Origin of the sequence: Deinococcus sp. Leaf326, from assembly GCF_001424185.1 — a bacterium.
In the GTDB taxonomy this organism is placed as follows: Bacteria; Deinococcota; Deinococci; order Deinococcales; family Deinococcaceae; genus Deinococcus.
The window spans coordinates 58,527-76,593 of record NZ_LMOM01000076.1; the positions used below are offsets into that span (position 1 = coordinate 58,527).

Genomic DNA, 18,067 nt, shown 5'->3' on the forward strand with positions numbered 1-18,067 from the left:
CTCTCCGGCCGCCGCGCCGTGACCCTGCCCACAGGAGGACGCCTATGAGCACCGGACCGCTCGTGAAAGCCAAGATCCAGAGCATCGAGGGCAAAAAGATCGAAGTGACCTGCCTGTTCAACCCCAAGGAATACCAGCTTCAGCGCAGCAACAACTGGGGCTCGGCCGAGAACAGCACCAAGAACGCCTTCGACCTGACCTTTTCGGGCAGCAGCGGCGCCAAGCTGAGCATGCAGCTCTTTTTCGACACCTACCTTCAGGGCCGCGCGCCCGGCTCGGTGGAGGCCCAGGACGTACGCATCTACACCGATCCGCTGTGGCAGCTCATGAACATCGACGACACGCTGCGCGACCCCAAGACCCAAAAGGGCCGCCCACCGCGCGTGCTGTTCACCTGGGGCAAGAACTGGCTGTTCAATGCCGTGATCACCAGCATGCAGCAGCAGTACACCATGTTCACGCCCTCGGGCATGCCGGTGCGGGCGATGGTCACGGTCGAGTTTCAGGAGTCGGCCGAACACCGCACCCTGATGGCCGACGGCACCTCGGCCCGCAGCGAGGCCATCCGGGACGTGGCGGCCAGCGTGGTCGGCGACCTGCGCAAGCGGTTCCGGTAGGCCGCCGTGACCCAGCCCCCCACGTCCATCAACCTGCGCGGCGCCGTGCCGCACTTCTACATCCGCATCGACGGCGACCTCGCCACCGACGAGATGCAGAGCCTCGACTCGCTGAGCATCGAGAGCAGCCTGCACCTGCCCGACATGGCATCGCTCGTGCTGCGCGACTTCACGCCGCTGCGCGAGCAGGCGCAGGGCTACCGTTTCGTGGACAACGAAAAGGGCAAGTTCGTGAACGGCAAGTCGCTGACCATCACCATCAAGGTGGGCACCCACGAAGAGGTCAACGTCTTCGACGGCGAGATCGTCGAGGTCGAGGCGCAGCTTTCGGGGCACGGCCAGCGCCTGCTCGTGCGGGCCTTCGACCGCCTGCACAAGCTGTCGCGCGGTACCTTTACCCGCACCTTCCAGAACGTGACCGACATGGACGTGGTGCGCAAGGTGGCCGGCGAACTGGGATTGACCGCTCGGACCGGCCCGGCCAACTTCGTGCACGACTACGTCCTGCAGAGCAACCAGACCAACCTGGAGTTCCTGCGCGGGCGGGCGGCGGCGCTGGGCTACCTGCTGTTCGTGGACGGCAAGGAACTCAACTGCGTGCCGGTCGAGAGCATGGGCCACGCGGGCGACCTGCAGTGGGGCGTGAACCTCAGCGAGTTCACGCCGCGCGTGAGCAGCCTCGACCAGGCCAAGCGGACCACCGTTCGCGGCTGGGACCCACAGCGCAAGCAGGCGGTCGTGAGCAGCGCCGGCCGGGGCAAGGGCGAGCCGCAGGCCGGAGCGGCCGGCGAAGAAGACCTCTCGCAGGAATACACCGAGACCTCGCGCGTGGTACGCCAGGAGAAACTGGCCGAGGCCTACGCACAGGGCAGCGCCGACCAGAAACGCCAGAAGTTCCTGGAAGCCAGCGGCGTGGCGGGCGGCTACCCCAAGATGACCGCGGGCATGACGGTGGCCCTCAAGGGCGTAAGCGAGCGCTTCGAGGGCACCTACACCCTGTCGTCGGTCACGCACCGCTTCCATACCGACAGCGGCTACGTCACCGAATTCACGGTGAGCGGGATGCGCGGCTCGGACCTCGCCCAGACCCTGACGGGGGCGGGCGGACGCGGCGAGGCAGGGGGCGGCAGCGGCGGCAAACAACCGGGGCTGGTCATCGGCATCGTAACCAACAACGACGATCCCAAGGGCATGGGCCGGGTCAAGGTGAAGTTTCCCTGGCTGTCGGACAAGCACGAGAGCGACTGGGCGCGCGTGGCCTCGGTGGGCGGCGGCGCGAAACGCGGCATGGCATGGCTGCCCGAGGTGGACGACGAGGTCCTGATCGGGTTCGAGCAGGGTGACATGCACCACCCCTATGTGGTCGGCGGCCTCTGGAACGGCGTGGACGCGCTGCCCGAACCCAACAAGAAGCTCGTCAAGGGTGGCAAGACCGTGCGCCGGGTGCAGTACTCGCGCAAGGGCCACAAGATCGTCCTCGACGACAGCGACGACCAGCCCGGCATCACGGTTGAGGACATGAACGGCAACGTCATTCACATCGACAGCCGGACCAACAAACTCACCATCCGCATGAAGGGCGACATCGAGGTCAGTGCCCAGGGCCGCCTCGACCTCAAGGCCCAGACCGGAGTCTCCATCGACGGCGGGGCGGGCGCCGTGACGGTCAGGGGCACGACCATCAAGCTCAACTGAGGCCGGAACCTGCGGGGGAGGGCCGGCGACCTCTCCCCTCTCAGGGCCGGAAATAGTCGCCGTGTTCCAGGTCCTCCATCAGGGTGCGGTGGGTCGGCTGCCAGTTCAGCGTGTCGCGGGTCCACCGGTTGGAGGCGGGCGCGTCCAGGGCGAAGAAACGGCCGATCCAGCCGAAGTGGGCCGCTGCGTTTTCCGGCGCCACCGACACCACCGGCAGGCTCAGGTGCCGGCCGATGGCCTGCGCGATGTCGCGGGTGGCGAGGCCTTCCTCAGCCACGCCGTGCAGCACCGCGCCCGCCGGAGCCCCCTCCAACGCCAGCCGGAAGAGCCGCGCGGCGTCCTGGCGGTGCACCGCCGGCCAGCGGTTCTCTCCATCCCCGATGTAGGCTGAGGCCCCCTGACGCCGCGCTACCTCGACCAGCGTGCGGATGAATCCGGGATCGCCCAGGTCATGGACCGTGGGCGAGAGCCGCACCACCGAGGGCCGCATCCCCTGCCCGGCCAGTGCCAGGGTCTGGGCGGCCGACCCGGCGCGCGGGTTGACGGCCGGGTCGGCCACATCCTGTTCGGTCACGACCTGGCCCGGTGCGGCCCCCAGGATGCCCGAGGCGATAACCAGTGGCCCTCCCGTGCCCGCCAGGACCTCACCGAGCGCCGCGATGGCCCCCTGGTCGCTGCGCAGCGCGCCCGCGAAGTCCGAGAAATCGTGCTTGAACGCGAGGTGAATGACCCCGTCGGAGGCGGCCGCCCCGGCACGCAGGCTGTCCGGGTCGTCCAGGGAGCCGCGCTGGACCTGTGCCCCAGCGCCTTGCAGCGCGGCGGCAGCCGTGTCTGAGCGGGCGAGGCCCACGACCTCATGCCCGGCGGCGAGAAGTTCGGGGATGACGGCGGAACCGATGAATCCGGATGCACCCGTGACGAAGACGCGCATAGTTCGACCTCCAGAAAGAGACGGTGGGCCCACTGCGGACCCGCTCCGATGTCAGCGACTGACATAGATACGCTAGGCCCTCGGCCGGCTGATGTCAATGGCTGACATCACTGGGGGGCGCGGGCTCCGCTAGACTCGGCGCATGGCTCGCTGGACCCCCGATGCCCGCAGCCGTCTGGCCAAGGCCGCGCTGGCGCTGTATATCGAACACGGTTTCGAACAGACCACCGTCGCCGAGATCGCCGGGCGGGCGGGGCTGACCGAACGCACCTTCTTCCGGCACTTCGCGGACAAACGCGAGGTGCTGTTCGGTGGGTCGGCGGTGCTGGAGGCGGGTCTGGTCGCGGCGGTCGCCCAGGTGCCGGACGGCCGGCCCCTGGACATGGTGGTGGCCGCGCTGGAGACGGCCGGCACCTTTTTCATGGACGACCGACGCGCCTGGGCGGGCCAGCGTCAGGGGGTCATCGAGGCGAACACGTCCCTGATGGAGCGCGAGCTGATCAAGCTGCACGCTCTGGGAGGGGCGCTGGCCGGCGCGCTGGTCCGGCGCGGCGTCCCGGAGCCGGCGGCGACCCTGGGGGCCCAGGCCGGCCTCGTCGTGTTCTGGCAGGCCTTCGGGCGCTGGTGCCACGCGGACCCCCCAGCCGACTGGGGGGCGACCGTGCGGCAGGTCCACAGGGAGCTCGGGGCCGTAATCACGGAGAACGGCCCGCCGGACCGGAAGAAGGGAGACCGAGACGAACGGGGCTGACAAAGGCGGGAGCCGGACCTGTCTCCGACTCCCGCCCCCTGTTCGGTCTACTTCAGGCCCGTTACAATCGCTTTCGCCAGCGTGCCCTGCGCGTCGTCGCCGTCGAGGGCCCAGGCCATCGCGCCGCCCAGGCCCTTCTGCTTGATATATGCCATCTTCGTGGCGATGACCTCGGGGTCATCGTAGCTCCAGAAATTGCTGCCGTCGTACTTCCACATCTGCTTGGTGGTCGCGTCGCGGTACACGGTGCCGGGAGCGTTCTTGAGCACCTTGAAGTCCTCGTAGCCGGCCTCGTAGGTGCCGCTGGCCGCGCCGGTCGCCGACTGGTAGAGGCCGTTGTTGGCTGCCGGCACACCCTTCCAGCCGCGCCCGTAGAAGGGAATGCCGACCACCAGCTTGCTCGCGGGCATGCCGGCGTTCAGGAAGGCGGTCACGGCGGTATCGACCGAGTAGTTCTTTGTCACGCCCGTACCAGGGTCCTGCGGGCTGGGGTACAGGTTCGAGTGGAAGTTGGTCGGCCCGGTCGCGTCCCAGGCGCCCCGGAAGTCGTAGGTCATGATGTTGACCCAGTCCACCGCCGACCGGTACCCCGCCGGGTCCTGGTTGGCGATCTTGTCGGCACCGCCCGGCGCAGCAATCGTGAGAAGGTAACCGGACCGCAGGGCGTCGAGCTGGCGCCTGAATTCCTGAAGGAGCAGCGTGAAGTTCTGCTTGTCCTGCGCGCTCACGCCGTTGGTCGGCAGGCCGCCGCCGCCCGGATATTCCCAGTCGATGTCAATGCCGTCGAAGACACCCGCCGCCGCGCCGGTCCCGCCCGCACCGTCGCTGACCGGCAGGTTGCCCCGGATATACACATCGAGGCACGACGCCACCAGGGCCTTGCGCGAGGCGTCGGTACTGGCCGCCGCGCTGAAATTCCGGCTCCAGGTCCAGCCACCCAGCGAGATCAGGACCTTGAGGCCCGGATACTTGACCTTGAGCTTCTTGAGCTGATTGAAATTGCCCTTCAGGGGTTGGCTCCATACGTCGGCCACGCCGTCCACGCTGGTCGCCGCGTCGAAGGACTTGCCGTAGTCGGCAAAGCCGTCACCGCCGTCACCGTTGCCGCTCTCGGCGCGGGTCACGATGTTGCAGCGGTAGGTACCTCCCTCGTTGTACACGTTGCCGAAGGCGTAGTTGATGTGGGTGAGGCCAGCTGCCGTGCCGCTCGTGTCGATATTCTTGACCTGATAGTTGCGTCCGTAGATGCCCCACTGCGAGAAATACGCCACCCGTTTGAAGCCCGAGGTGCTGGGGGGTGGGGTGGTGCCGCCGATGCTGACGGTGACGCTGGCCGCCGCCGTCGCCGCGTTGCCCGCCGCATCGTAGGCCTTGGCCGAGTAGGCCCGGCTGCCGTTGTCGCTGGCGGTCACAGCGTCGCTCCAGGTGTACGGCGCCCCCGTGTCGGTGCCCAGCAGGCGCGTGCCCTGGTAGAACTCCACCCTGCTCACACCCACGTTGTCGCTGGCCGAGGCGCTCAGGCCCACGTTGCCCGCCACCGTCACAGTCGCTGGGCTGGCACTCAGACTGACCGTGGGGGCCGTCGTATCGCCGCCGGTGGGGGGCGTGGTGGTGCCACTGCACGCCGAGCCGTTGATGGTACAGGTGCTCACGCCGCTCAGGGTGCCGGAGCCGTCGTAGTTGACGACGACGCTGCCGCCCGCCGGAATGGTCGCGCCGCCCCAGGTGTTGGGGGTGACGGTGTAGAGGCCGCTGCTGTCCTTGCTGATCGCGCCGCCCGCGCCCCAGACGCTGCTACCTGCCGCGGCATTGCCGTTGAACTTGAACTTCAGCGTCCAGCCCTGGATCGCCGCCGTGCCGGGGTTGCTCAGGGTAATCCGGCCGGAAAAGCCGGTGTCCCACTGGCTGGTGGCCTCGAAGGTGACGGTGGGACCGCTTACCGCCTGCGCCCCCAGGGACGCGGCGACCGGCGTGCCGGCCTGCGCCGCGGGGGACGACTGCCCGTCGCAGGCGGCCAGCACCAGGGCGAGGGTGAGCAGAACTGAACGGGACATGACGAGTCTGGACATGACTGACCTCCGGACCCCACGGGGGGCACTGACGGGGAAGAACCGAACAACAGGCTGAAATGAACACCATTAGAAAATCACAACCCGTTTTGGAAAAGATGTTGAAAATTTCTATCACCCTAGACAACCTGAGAACTGTTTTTAATCTGGTTGGGATCTAGAAGTCAGCAGAGCCCAGCGTCTCGTGGCTCAGAAGTTCATAGAGGCACGAGCACCGACGGCCGACGATGCCGGGGCGACCACATCGCCCCGGCATCGTCAAATCCGTAGATCCCCGTCATCACGCCAAAATTCTGCGAGGTCATCCAGAAAACCGGGTGAGAACCGGCACCCCTGATCAGGAGACGACCTCTCGGATACTCCATTTTCGGCATCAGCAGACGACCGCTTGACAAAAATAATTTTCTCCCTAATGCTGAATTGGCAGTAAAGAATTTTCAGGTTTCAGGCCATCCGCCGGCCCGGCTTCGGTGGCGCGTTTCTTTTCAGGAGGTTCCGTGACCACATTTTCCACCTCCTCCCCGGCCACCTCATCTCCGGCCCTGCCTGGAGGCGCGCTGGGCCGCATCCGGCTGGAGGCTGACCACCTCTCACCCAGCCTGCGCCGGGTGGCCGACCACGTCCTTCAGGACGCCGACAACGTGGTGCACCAGAACATCACCGAGCTGGCCCTGAGCGTGGGCGTGGGTGAGGCGACCATCACCCGCCTGTGCCGCAAGCTGAATTTCGCGGGCTTTCACGCCTTCAAGCTGGCGCTGGCCGCCGACGTGATGAACCGCACGCCCGCGCCGCCCCCCGGCGGCGACAGCCTGGCCGCCCGCGCCGCCCGGCTACTGCACTTCACGACCCAGACGCTGGAAAACACGGTGCAACTGCTCGACGCGGCGGCAGTCGAGCGCGTCGCCACCCACCTGGCCCGTGCGCCGCGCGTGGTGCTGGCCGGGCAGGGCAACAGCGGCCTGCTGGCGCAGTATTTCGCCAACCGGCTGATGCGGCTGGGCATCACGGCGTCCGTGTCGACCGATCCCCATATCACGGCCGTAGGCATCAGCACCCTGCCGGGCGGCGGCGTGGTCATCGGCCTGAGCAGCAGCGGCAGCACCATCGACACCGTGCAGCACCTGCAACTGGCGCGCAACCATGGCCACTACACGGTCGCCGTCACGCACCGGGCCAGCAGCCCGATCACCCGCTACGCCAGCGACGTGCTGTTCACGGCCGCGCAGGAAGACCCCCTGAGCGACAGTGTGCTCGACACCCTCACGAGCCAGGCCCTGATGCTCGAACTGCTGTATGCGGCCATCCTGCCCAAGCGTCCCGAAGCCCACACCCTGCTGCGCGTCACCGCCGAATCCGTCGTCGACAAGAAGTTCTGAGGCCCCCGCCCCCTCACGTCCCCCGGAGGAACCCCCATGACCGTGACCCGCCCGAAAGCCGCCCGCCTGATCATCCTCGGCCTGAGCCTCTCGCTGGGGACGGTCATGAGTACCGCCGCCGCGCAGCAGAAGGTCGAACTCCAGTTCTGGACGTGGTATCTCAGTCCCAAGTTCGACACGTACATCAAGACCACCCTCGCGGCCTTCGAGAAGGCGAACCCGAACATCACGGTCAAGTGGTTCGACAAGCAGGACAGCATGGTGCAGGACTTCATCTCCAGCGTGAACCTCGGCGGCGCCCCCGACGTGATCAACCTGAACATTGACGAGACGGCCAAGGCGGCTCAGAACGGCTTTCTGCGCGACGTGAGCGCCCTGACGCCGCGCGCCACCCTGACCGCCACCTACTATCCCCAGAGCCTGACCAACTTCACCTCGGGCGGCAAGGTGTACGGCTACCCCTGGTACGGCTGGCTCAACGAAGGCGTCATGCTCTACAACCCCGACCTGTTCAAGAAGGCCGGCATCACGGCCGCGCCGCGCCGCACGAGCGAGCTGCTGACGATGGCCAAGACCATCAAGGACAAGACCGGCGCCTACGCCTGGGTACCCGCCCTGAAGGACCCCAACACGGCGTCTTTCCTGGGCTACTTCTACGCCGAGGGCCTGCCCATCTACGACGCAGGCGGCAAGGCGGTCTTCAACACGGCGGCCCACGCGGCGCTGCTCCAGCAGTACGTGACGCTGTACAAGGGCGGCTACATCCCCGAAGACGTGGTGCGGCGCGAGGCTTTCCAGGTCGCCACCGAGCTCTACGCCCAGAACCGCGTGGCCCTCATCGTGGGCGGCCCGCAGGCCCTGACCCGCATCAAGGACACCAACCCGGGGCTGTACGCCAAGACGGTCGTGACGAGCGCGCCGCTGGGCAAGGCCGGGGTGCAGACCGGCGGCAGCATGGACCTCGTGGTGCCCACCGCCAGCAAGCACCCCGCCGAGGCAGCCAAGCTCGCGGCCTTCATGACCAGCAACGCCAGCCAGATCGCCTTTGCCAGGGTGGTGCCGGTCGTGCCCACCACCCGCGCCGCACAGAGCGACGCCCTGTTCAAGCAGACGGGCAGCGACCCGGTCGCCCGCGCCACGGCGCTCGTCGGCTCGTCGGGCCGCCTCATCAACCCCGGTTACAAGGCGCCCACCAACAGCGACGACCTCTACAAGAACCTGAACGACAACATCGAGGCGGCACTGCTGGGCCGCAAAACGGCGCAGGCCGCCCTGAACGACTCGGTGGCCTACTGGAACGCGAATATGAAGAAATGAGGGCCGGGCGGCCCGCCGACCTGGACACATGCGGCTGGAGATGAGGGTCCGTCCCGGCGCAGGCTCCGGGGCAATCCGAAGTCGCGGGCTGTCCTCCGCTCAGTCCCCTCCGCATCTCGCTCCCACCTGCTTCCTCTCCGGCCCGTTGCCTGCACCCGTTCGCGCGGGCCCGGCGGTGGGCCGTACGCCGTAAAGGAATTTCTATGCGCGCTTCCTGGCGGGACACCCTGCTCTCCTACGCCTTCCTGGCCCCAGCCCTGGTGCTGCTGACCCTGTTCACCTTCTACCCCCTGGCCTACGGCTCGTATCTGGGCTTTACCGAATACGGCGGCGCCCGCTTCGCGCAGGGACTGGCCCCCAAATGGGTCGGGCTGGAGAACTTCCGTACCCTGCTGGCCGACCCGCTGTTCCTGACCTCGCTGGGCAACAGCCTGAAGTACCTGCTGGTCGTGCCCGCGCTGCAACTCGCCTCGCTGGCGGTGGCGGTCCTGGTGAGCCGTGAGTTGCCCGGCATGGCCTTTTTCCGGGCGGCGTACTACGTGCCGGTCGTGACGAGCGTATCGCTCGCCGCCGTGATGTGGGAGTGGGTCTTTAACCGCGAGGGCACGCTGAACTGGGCGCTGGGAGCGCTGCACCTGCTGCCGGCGGGCGGAGCCTTCGGCTGGCTGAACAATGAGCACACCGCCTTCTGGGCCGTGATGCTCGTGACCTTCTGGCGCGGTTTCGGATACTACATGGTGCTGTATCTGGCGGGCCTCCAGAGCATTCCCGCCGAGCTGGAGGAGGCAGCGGTCCTCGACGGCGCGAGCGCGTGGCAACGCTTCTGGCGCGTGACCGTTCCGATGATGAAACCGACCATCCTGCTGTGTTCGCTGCTCTCGACCATCGCGGCGCTGCGGGTGCTGGAGGAGGTGCTCGTCCTGACCAACGGCGGGCCGCTGAACTCGACCTACACGGCGCTGATGTACGTGTACTCCAAGGCGTTCCAGGGCTTCAACTTCGACTACGGGCTGGCGAGCGCTGCCGGGCTGGTTGTGGCGGCCGTGGCGCTGCTGCTCTCGCTGGCGAACTTCCGGCTCTTCCGCGAGTCGGATGGCGAGGGGGGCCGCGCATGAGCGCCGTCACCCGCCCCGCGTCGCGTACCCAGGCCCGCACGCGCCGCACTGCCTCGCCGCGTAAGGTAGGGCGGCTGGTGCTGCGCTACGTGCTGTTGGTGGGCGTGTTGCTGTTCGCCGTGTTTCCCTTCCTGTGGACCCTCGCCATCGCCCTGACCGACAAGACGGCGGGCGGCAGCATCTACGCCTTTCCGGCCAGCCTGTTCCCGCGCGCGGTCACGCTGAACAACTTCATGGAGGTGTACCGCACCTTCGGTCTGGGCAAATACATCTGGAACAGCGTCTCGATCACGGCCCTCACGGTGGTGGGCACGCTGATCGTCTCGGCGCTCGCGGCCTACCCGCTGGCCCGCTTCCGCTTTCCGGGTCGCGAATTGATTTTCGGCGTGATCGTGGCGACGCTGGTGCTGCCGGGCGAGACCACCTTCATCGTGAACACCCTGACCCTGAAAAAGATAGGGCTGCTGGGGACCCACCTCGGCGTGGTCCTGCCGACCGTCGCCGGAGCCTTCGGGATCTTCCTGATGCGCCAGGCGTTTCTGGCTGTGCCGCACGCCCTGCTGGAGGCGGCGCGCCTCGATGGTGCGGGCGAGTTCACGGTCCTGACCCGCATCATGCTGCCCCTTACGCGGCCCTCGCAGGCGGCGCTGGGCATCTTCACGCTCGTCACGACCTGGAACGCCTACTTCTGGCCCATGCTCGTGCTCTCGGCCGCGCCCGACAAACTGCCGCTGTCGGTAGCGGTCCTCAAGCTCAAGGGGCAGTTCAACTACGACCCCTTCAACATCGCCGCCGGGGCTCTGTTCATGATGGTGCCCGTGCTGCTCGTGTTTCTGGCGGCCCAGAGGCTGTTCATGCGCGGCCTGGAAGGAGCGGTGAAGTGAGCGACCTCTCGCCCAACCGCACCCTGATCGTGGACCTGCCGGGGCCGGACCTCACGCCGGACCAGGGCCGTTTTCTCCGTCAGCACGGCTTCGGGGGCGTGTGCCTGTTCGCCCGCAACATCACGGCCCCGGAGCGCACCGTCCGCCTCATCCGCGACCTGCGGGACGCCTTGGGCCACGACGCCCTGGTGGCGACCGACCAGGAAGGGGGCGCGGTGCTGCGCCGCCTGGACGTGCCCCTGCCCCCCACCCCGCAGGCCCTGGGCGTGATCGGCTCCGAGGCCGCCGCCCACGAAGCCGGAGCGGTCGCCGCGCGCGGACTGATCGAGTTGGGCATCAACTGGAACTTCGCCCCCAGTCTGGACGTGAACAGCAACCCCCGTAACCCGGTCATCGGCGAGCGGTCCTTCAGTGCCGACCCCGCCGAGGTCGCCCGCCTGGGCGTGGCCTGGGCACTGGGCAGCGAGGCCGCCGGGGTCATGGCGTCGGTCAAGCACTTTCCGGGTCACGGCGATACAGCCCAGGACAGCCACCTGACCCTGCCCACGGTGAACAAGCCGCGTGCCGAACTGGAGGCGACCGAATGGCTGCCGTTTCGCGCCGCTGTGCAGGCTGGGGTGGGCAGCGTGATGACCGCCCACATCCTGTACCCGGCCCTGGACCCGGCGCGGCCCGCGACCCTCTCGCCCGCCGCTTTGACCGGGCTGCTGAGGCAGGACTGGGGTTACGACGGCGTGGTTGTGACCGACGCGACCGATATGCGGGCCATTGCCGACCATTACCCGCGCGGCTCGGCGGCTCCGGCGGCGTTGGCGGCCGGGGCCGACGCGGTCCTGAGTTGCGGGCACGGTTCGCTGGCCCTGCACGCTCAGAACGCCGCCGCCCTAGCCGAAGCCCTCGCGGCGGGCACCCTGAGCGCCGAACGGCTGGCCGAGGCGCAGGCCCGGCTGGCGCGCGCCGCCCTGCGCTTTTCCGGCATGCCGCGCCCGTATCCGCCCGCGCAGCACGGGGCCGACCAACAGGCCGTGCAGGACTGGGCCGCCCGCAGCCTGCGCTGGCAGGGCACGCCGCCCGCCCTGGACCCGGCGGGGCCGGTCCTCCTCGTGGCTCCCGAGTCGGCGGCCCTCGGGGGGCCCTACGGCGACTTCCTGGGCGGCGCGGCGCTGGCGGCCAGCCTGCGCGGCATGTTCCCCCACCTCCAGGTTGCGCTGCACGGCGGCCACGATTCCGGCGCTGCCGAGGCCCTGCTAGCCCAGTTTCCCGGCACGCCCGTCCTGCTGGCGACCACCGGCCGCTGGGGCGTCTCGGCCGCTGAGGCGCGGCTGGCGGCCGGTCTGCGGCAGAGTCGGCGCCCGGCGCTGCATCTGGCCCTGTGGTCCCCGGAGACGGTGGAAGCGCTGGGCCTCCCCGCCATCGTCACCCACGGCTTCCGGCCGACGAACCTGCGGGCTTTGGGGGCCGCGCTCGCTACGCTACGGCTCCATGCCCCGCACTGATGCGCTCTCCCCCCCGGCCCCTTCCACCACCCTCGAAGGGCAGGTCCTCACTCCGGAAGGCACCTTCCGGCCCGGCCGCCTGCAATTCGGCACCCACGTCGGGACTTTCGAGGCGCTGGACGAGGCCCCGGACCGCTGGATCGTCCCCGGCTTCATCGACTCGCACGTGCACGGCGGCGGTGGCGGCGACACGATGGACGGCCCCGAGGGGGTCCGGACCCTGGCCCGCGAGCATGCGCGCTACGGCACCACCACCCTGCTCCCCACGACCATCACGCAGACCTGGGACCGGGTCTTGGCGGCCCTGCGCGGCGTGCGCGAGGTCATGGAAGCGGGCGGCGTCCCCGGCGGGGCCAATCTCGTGGGCGCACACCTCGAAGGCCCCTTCATCAGCATGGGCCGCCTGGGTGCCCAGCCACCCCACGCCGTGGACCCGGCCCCGGAACGGGTGGCCGAGGCCCTCGCCACCGGAGTCGTGCGCGCCGTGACCCTGGCCCCCGAGCTGCCCGGCGCCCTGGAGGCTGCCCTGGCCTTCGCGGCGGCCGGAGTGCGGGTGGGTGTGGGCCACACCCTGGCGGACGCCGACACCGTAGCCGCCTTCCTGCAGGCCGTGCGCGGGGCCGGGGGCCGGGTGGCCGCCACCCACCTCTTCAACGCGATGGGCGGCGTCGAGGGCCGCGCGCCGGGGCCGGCCGGCGCCCTGATGGCCGACCCGGAGGCGTATCTGGAAATCATTCTGGACGGCCATCATGTTCATGACCTCGCCTTCCTGCTCGCCCGCGCGGCGGCGCCAGGGCGGGTGGTGCTCGTCTCGGACGCGATGCGCGCCGCCGGCCTGGGAGACGGGTACAGCGAACTGGGCGGCCAGCCGGTCACGGTGACCGGCGGACGCGCGACCCTTCTCAACGGCTCGCTGGCCGGCAGTGTGCTCACACTGGACGCGGCGCTGCGCCGCGCGGTGGCAGCAGGCGTCCCTCTGGCCGAGTCTGCGAGGATGCTTGGAGCAGTTCCCGCCGCGTCACTGGGGCTGCGAGACCGGGGTGAGCTGCGCCCCGGTCTGCGCGCCGATGTGATCGCTCTGAGCCCCGACCTGACTATCGAGAGAGTCTATGTGGGCGGCCAGCCCATCCCCCTGCACTGATTGCCCTGGCCTGATCTATCTCCCCGGAGGTTCTATGACCGCAGACCTACCCCCCTCCTCTGCCCGTCCACTGATGCTGCGCGAGGCGGCCGAGGCCCCCGGCGTCATCGCCCGGCAGCCGATCCTGAACCACCAGGTAAATGCCGGGCTGCTTGCGGCGCTGCGGGACACCCCGCCGGCCTACGCGGTCACGCTCGCGCGTGGTAGCAGCGACCACGCCTCGACCTTTCTCAAGTACGCCCTGGAAACCGCGCTGGGCCTGCCCGTGGCCAGCCTGGGGCCGAGCGTGCATACGCTGTATGGGGCACGGCTACGTCTGCGGGGCGCCCTGGTCATGGCCGTCTCACAGTCGGGCGCGGGGCCGGACGTGGTCGAGACCCTGGAGATGGCCCGCGAGGCCGGTGCCCTCACCGTCGCTCTCGTCAACGTCGAGGACAGCCCGCTGGCCGCCGCTGCCCAGTTCGTGGTGCCGCTGCGCTGCGGCGAGGAACAGGCCGTGGCCGCCACCAAGAGCTACCTCGCCAGCCTGAGCGCCCTCCTGCCGATCATCGCCCAGCTCGGCGGCGACGTGGCCCTGCAAGATGCCCTGGACCGCCTCCCGGCCGTGCTGGAACAGACCCTGGCGCTAGAGGATCAGGCGCGCGAACTGGCCCGGCACTACCGCAACGAGGAGCGCCTGATTGTGCTCTCGCGCGGCCTGCACTGGGGCATAGGGCAGGAACTGGCGCTGAAGTTGCAGGAGACGGGCGGCATCCAGGCCGGGGCCTACAGCGCCGCCGAATTCAGCCACGGTCCCAAACGCCTCCTGACAGGCGGCGTGCGCCTGCTGGGCCTCACCTCGGCCGACGCCGCGTGGCCGGCCACCCAGGGGGCCTATGAGGCCCTGCGGGGCGACGGCGCCGCTCTGCTCACCCTCGGCCCGGCCCAGGGCAGCACGCTGGCCACCCCCCCCAGCGGCCATCCGCTGACTGATCCGCTCGTCAGCGTCCTGGCCGGCTACCTCTTTGCCGGGCACCTCTCGCTGCACCGTGGCCTAGACCCCGACGCCCCTCCCCTCCTAAGCAAGGTGACCCGTACCCGCTGAATCGTCCCTCTTTTCTTTCACTCTCCTGCACGACACACCTGAGCGATTGCAAAAACTCGGGGTGGAGGGCAGGAGGGTTTTATTAGGCCCAATCCATCCGATATTATATGTTTTAAGCTAAAAATTTTTGTATTAATTGCCTGATAACAGTATAAAATCATGAAATCTCTCGACGACACACCTGAGCGATTGGCCGTTTTACCGACGACACATCTGAGCGATTGGGGCATTTCCTCGACGACACACCTGAGCGATTGGCCTGCTTCTCCCGACGACACACCTGAGCGGTTGGCTCTTCTCCCGACGACACACCTGAGCGATTGGCTACGACACACCTGAGCGATTGGCTACGACACACCTGAGCGATTGGGGGCTTCTCCCGACGACACACCTGAGCGATTGAGGGCTTCTCCCGACGACACACCTGAGCGATTCCCTACGACACACCTGAGCGATTGAGGGGTAAAAGCAGCGTCCTGGACGAAGTTTTGCCTGACGCTCTTGATGATGATCAATCAATGTATTTATTCAAATCTTTTCTGTTTATAGGCTTTAAGATTCAATCAATCAAAGGAGGCCCGTGACGACCGACCGACCAACCCGCTTCGACGAACTGAACCTCTCCCGACTCAATCTGATCTCGGCCGTGGACCAAGCTGATGTCAGCGAGTGGGACGTGACCTACGAGGCGCAGGGCCGGGTGGTGCGGGTCCGCTGCGAGGCTTTGCCTAAATATGCCGTGCCACACGGCCTGGACAGCGATGTGACGGCGGCGCTCATCAACCTGTACATCGAGCTGAAGGAGCCTGAGGACGGCCGCTTCTCGGTCAGTGCCACAGCCCTGATCAAACTCTGCGGCTGGCACAATACCGGCAAATACCATGCCACCCTGCGTCAGTGCCTGGAACGGTTGCACACCTCGTCCTACAGCGTCAGTGGGGGCTGGCGTGACCACCCACGCGGCCGCTGGACCCACGCCAAATTCCATTTCATCGAATCGCTGGATTTCAGTAGTGCCGACAGCAGCGGCTCCTTCGACGAGCGCACCATGATCTCGGGCCGCCTGGCTGACGCCATCGTGGCAAGCATCCGCAGCGGCTACGTCAAGCCGCTCGACTCGGAATTCATGCTCTCGCTCTCGCGCCCCCGGACTCGCGCCCTGTACCGGATTCTTGACGGCGCGCGTTACGACCCGCAGCGTCCTGACGAGCGGGTAGACACCCTGGAAGTCAACCTGATCAACTGGGCGGACCAGTGCAAGATTCCAAGCACCATCCCCGGCAACATCCGGCGCGCCCTGGCCTCGCCGCACGAAGAGCTGGTCAAGCGCGGATATCTGCGCGACGTCACCCTCACGGGGCGGGGCCGCGACCAGATGATCCGGTACGAGTTCGTGCGCGAATTCACGCCGATGGACCCGGTGCTCTCGCGGCGCTTCCGGACCTACGGCGTAGCCGACGGTGTGGCCCGCCGGCTGGTGCGCGAGGTGGGTCAGCCCTTTCTGACCGAGTCGATGGACCGCTTCGACCGTCTGGTCCGGGCAGGGGTGCTCGTGGTCAAAAAAAGCAAAGCGGCGGCCCTTATCCACCTGATCCAGAATCCGGACGAGTACCCCTATCCCAGCGCTGCACCCTCGGCGCGATCCCCTGTCCCATCTGAGCCATCCCCTAAAGCGGCCCGCATGGAGCCTCTGCTGGCCCTTCCCAGCGTCCGGGAGGAGTTCCTAGGCTTAGACCCTACGCAGGCCGCCGAGAAGGCTCTGGGGCGCTTGGGAGTCCATTACCGCAAACTGCTGAGCGTGAGTGAACTCGACCGCCTGCGTCACGCCATCGTTCAGGGCCGTCTCGACGCGGCTGAGCTGCTTGACGAGGCGATGGGGGCCGTTGCCCGACTGGAGAAGGAAACCTTTGCCCAGCGCCTGCGCGCGCAGCTTCCGGCCGACTGACCCTCCCCCTTTCCTCCCAGGAGCTCTAATGACCACCCCGATGTCCATACGCGATTCCGTCACCCGCAGCCAAGCCTACTTCGCCGGAGAGTGGCATGAGACGCCAGCCTCCTTCGAGGTCATTCATCCGGGCAACCTGGAGAGTATCGGCGCAGTGGCCGACTGCACGCCCGACGATGCGCGGCGGGCCATTGACGCGGCCGAGGTGGCCCTGCGCGGCTGGCGGGCCGTGAACCCTTACGAACGTGGGCAGGTGCTGCGCCGGTGGCACGACCTGATGTTCACCCACAAGGAGCAGCTCGCCCGCCTGATGACCCTGGAGATGGGCAAGCCGATCAGCGAGACTCGCGGCGAGGTGCATTACGCCGCCAGTTTTGTCGAGTGGTGCTCGGAAGAGGCCAGCCGCATTGTCGGCGAGCGGGTGGCGATGCGCCTGAGCCACAAGCGCGGGTTTTCGAGCGCCGAGCCGGTAGGGATCGTATACGCGGTGACGCCCTGGAATTTTCCGGCGGGCATGATCACCCGCAAGGCGGCGCCCGCACTTGCCGCCGGGTGCGTGATGATCCTCAAACCGGCCGAGCAGAGTCCCATGACGGCTCTGTATCTCGCCGAGCTTTGGCTGGCGGCTGGCGGCCCGCCCGATACCCTACAGGTGCTCCCGACGAGCGACGCGGCCGCCCTGACCGCGCCGATGATGGATGACCCGCGGGTACGCAAGCTGACCTTCACCGGCAGCACGGCGGTGGGGCGGCTGCTGTACACCCAGGCGGCGAAGACCATCAAGCGGGTGTCGCTGGAACTCGGCGGCCACGCACCCTTCCTGGTGTTCGGGGACGCCGATCTGGAACGCGCCACGCGCGAGATCATGGCCTCGAAGTTCCGCAATGCCGGGCAGACCTGCATCAGCACCAACCGGATCTACGTGCAGCGCGAGGTGGCCGCTGAGCTGACCCGGCTCCTGAGCGACCAAGCCGGCCGCCTGACCCTGGGCGATCCTCTGCTCGACAGCACCCAGGTCGGGCCCGTAGTCGAGCAGGCGGGGCTGGACAAGGTGCGTGCCCAGGTCGAGGACGCCCTGTCGCGCGGGGCGCGTGCAGTGGTGGGCGGCGAGGCGACAGGCGGCCTGTACTTCCAGCCGACCGTCCTGACCGATGTGGCCCCGGACAGCCTGATCCTGCGAGAGGAGACTTTCGGGCCGGTGGCCCCGGTGGTGGTCTTCGATACCGAGGAGGAGGCTCTGGCTCTGGCAAATGCCAGCGAGTACGGGTTGGCTGCCTACGCCTACACCCGCGACCTGAGCCGGGCCTGGCGTGTGGCTGAAGCCCTGGAGTACGGCATTGTAGGCATCAACGACGGCGTGCCGAGTGCGGCGGCCCCCAATGTTCCTTTCGGCGGTATGAAGAACAGCGGTGTGGGCCGCGAGGGCGGGCACTGGGGCTTGGACGAGTACCTGGAGACGAAGTTCGTCAGCCTGGGCCTTTAAGGGGCTTTTCAGAGCCGTTACGGGGCATTGGTGGACGGAGGTTCGCCTAGCGTTCGATCCGGCACAACACTCGACAGTTACCAAATGTAAAAGAAGTCACAAATGCGAAAAAGTTCATGAACGGCAGCCGACCCGCCGTGCTAAACCAAACGGGTTCGTGACA

The 18,067-nt window shown here is 67.8% G+C and carries 14 protein-coding genes; 12 read left to right on the forward strand and 2 right to left on the reverse strand.

Going from position 1 to position 18,067, the window contains the following annotated elements:
* Positions 1 to 44 precede the first annotated feature (44 nt).
* A complete protein-coding gene (locus tag ASF71_RS19625; RefSeq protein WP_056303270.1) occupies positions 45 to 617 on the forward strand; it encodes a hypothetical protein in 573 nt (190 codons plus the stop codon).
* Between the two features lie 6 nt (positions 618 to 623).
* Complete coding sequence (locus ASF71_RS19630; protein WP_056303273.1) at positions 624 to 2,312, forward strand: VgrG-related protein; 1,689 nt, start codon at positions 624 to 626, stop codon at positions 2,310 to 2,312.
* Positions 2,313 to 2,352: 40 nt separating this feature from the next.
* On the opposite strand, the gene ASF71_RS19635 is transcribed toward ASF71_RS19630, so the two are convergent.
* The gene (locus ASF71_RS19635; protein WP_056303275.1) at positions 2,353 to 3,243 is read right to left on the reverse strand and encodes an SDR family oxidoreductase; all 891 of its coding nucleotides are present in this window, start codon (positions 3,241 to 3,243) and stop codon (positions 2,353 to 2,355) included.
* Positions 3,244 to 3,385: 142 nt separating this feature from the next.
* Here ASF71_RS19635 and ASF71_RS19640 point away from each other — a divergent pair, with 142 nt between their 5' ends.
* Positions 3,386 to 3,994 (forward strand): TetR/AcrR family transcriptional regulator, encoded by a 609-nt coding sequence (locus ASF71_RS19640; protein WP_056303276.1) that lies wholly within the window; start codon positions 3,386 to 3,388, stop codon positions 3,992 to 3,994.
* A 47-nt stretch (positions 3,995 to 4,041) separates the two neighbouring features.
* Here ASF71_RS19640 and ASF71_RS19645 read toward each other — a convergent pair whose 3' ends face one another.
* Positions 4,042 to 6,048, reverse strand: a complete 2,007-nt coding sequence (locus ASF71_RS19645; RefSeq protein WP_162243146.1) for a glycosyl hydrolase family 18 protein — start codon at positions 6,046 to 6,048, stop codon at positions 4,042 to 4,044.
* A gap of 512 nt (positions 6,049 to 6,560) precedes the next feature.
* Here ASF71_RS19645 and ASF71_RS19650 point away from each other — a divergent pair.
* The 9 genes from ASF71_RS19650 to ASF71_RS19690 all read left to right on the forward strand — a co-directional run bounded on the left by ASF71_RS19650 (position 6,561) and on the right by ASF71_RS19690 (position 17,904).
* Positions 6,561 to 7,439 carry a MurR/RpiR family transcriptional regulator gene (locus tag ASF71_RS19650; protein WP_056303278.1) on the forward strand — a complete coding sequence of 293 codons (879 nt, stop codon included), beginning with the start codon at positions 6,561 to 6,563 and terminating at the stop codon, positions 7,437 to 7,439.
* Positions 7,440 to 7,475: 36 nt separating this feature from the next.
* Entirely contained in the window at positions 7,476 to 8,756 is a 1,281-nt protein-coding gene (locus ASF71_RS19655; protein ID WP_082506227.1) for a sugar ABC transporter substrate-binding protein, read from the forward strand.
* A gap of 203 nt (positions 8,757 to 8,959) precedes the next feature.
* On the forward strand, positions 8,960 to 9,871 hold the full coding sequence (locus ASF71_RS19660; protein WP_056303280.1) for a carbohydrate ABC transporter permease: 912 nt from the start codon (positions 8,960 to 8,962) through the stop codon (positions 9,869 to 9,871).
* Positions 9,868 to 10,755 carry a carbohydrate ABC transporter permease gene (locus ASF71_RS19665; protein WP_056303282.1) on the forward strand — a complete coding sequence of 296 codons (888 nt, stop codon included), beginning with the start codon at positions 9,868 to 9,870 and terminating at the stop codon, positions 10,753 to 10,755. Before ASF71_RS19660 ends, ASF71_RS19665 begins: the two co-directional genes overlap by 4 nt.
* Positions 10,752 to 12,251, forward strand: a complete 1,500-nt coding sequence (locus tag ASF71_RS19670) for a glycoside hydrolase family 3 N-terminal domain-containing protein (RefSeq protein ID WP_156372997.1) — start codon at positions 10,752 to 10,754, stop codon at positions 12,249 to 12,251. Before ASF71_RS19665 ends, ASF71_RS19670 begins: the two co-directional genes overlap by 4 nt.
* Positions 12,238 to 13,392, forward strand: a complete 1,155-nt coding sequence (locus tag ASF71_RS19675; protein ID WP_056303284.1) for an N-acetylglucosamine-6-phosphate deacetylase — start codon at positions 12,238 to 12,240, stop codon at positions 13,390 to 13,392. Before ASF71_RS19670 ends, ASF71_RS19675 begins: the two co-directional genes overlap by 14 nt.
* Before the next feature lie 34 nt (positions 13,393 to 13,426).
* Complete coding sequence (locus ASF71_RS19680) at positions 13,427 to 14,476, forward strand: SIS domain-containing protein (RefSeq protein WP_056303286.1); 1,050 nt, start codon at positions 13,427 to 13,429, stop codon at positions 14,474 to 14,476.
* Between the two features lie 580 nt (positions 14,477 to 15,056).
* Positions 15,057 to 16,421 carry a replication initiator protein A gene (locus tag ASF71_RS19685; RefSeq protein ID WP_082506228.1) on the forward strand — a complete coding sequence of 455 codons (1,365 nt, stop codon included), beginning with the start codon at positions 15,057 to 15,059 and terminating at the stop codon, positions 16,419 to 16,421.
* Between the two features lie 28 nt (positions 16,422 to 16,449).
* Complete coding sequence (locus ASF71_RS19690; protein ID WP_056303288.1) at positions 16,450 to 17,904, forward strand: NAD-dependent succinate-semialdehyde dehydrogenase; 1,455 nt, start codon at positions 16,450 to 16,452, stop codon at positions 17,902 to 17,904.
* The last annotated feature ends 163 nt before the right edge of the window (positions 17,905 to 18,067 follow it).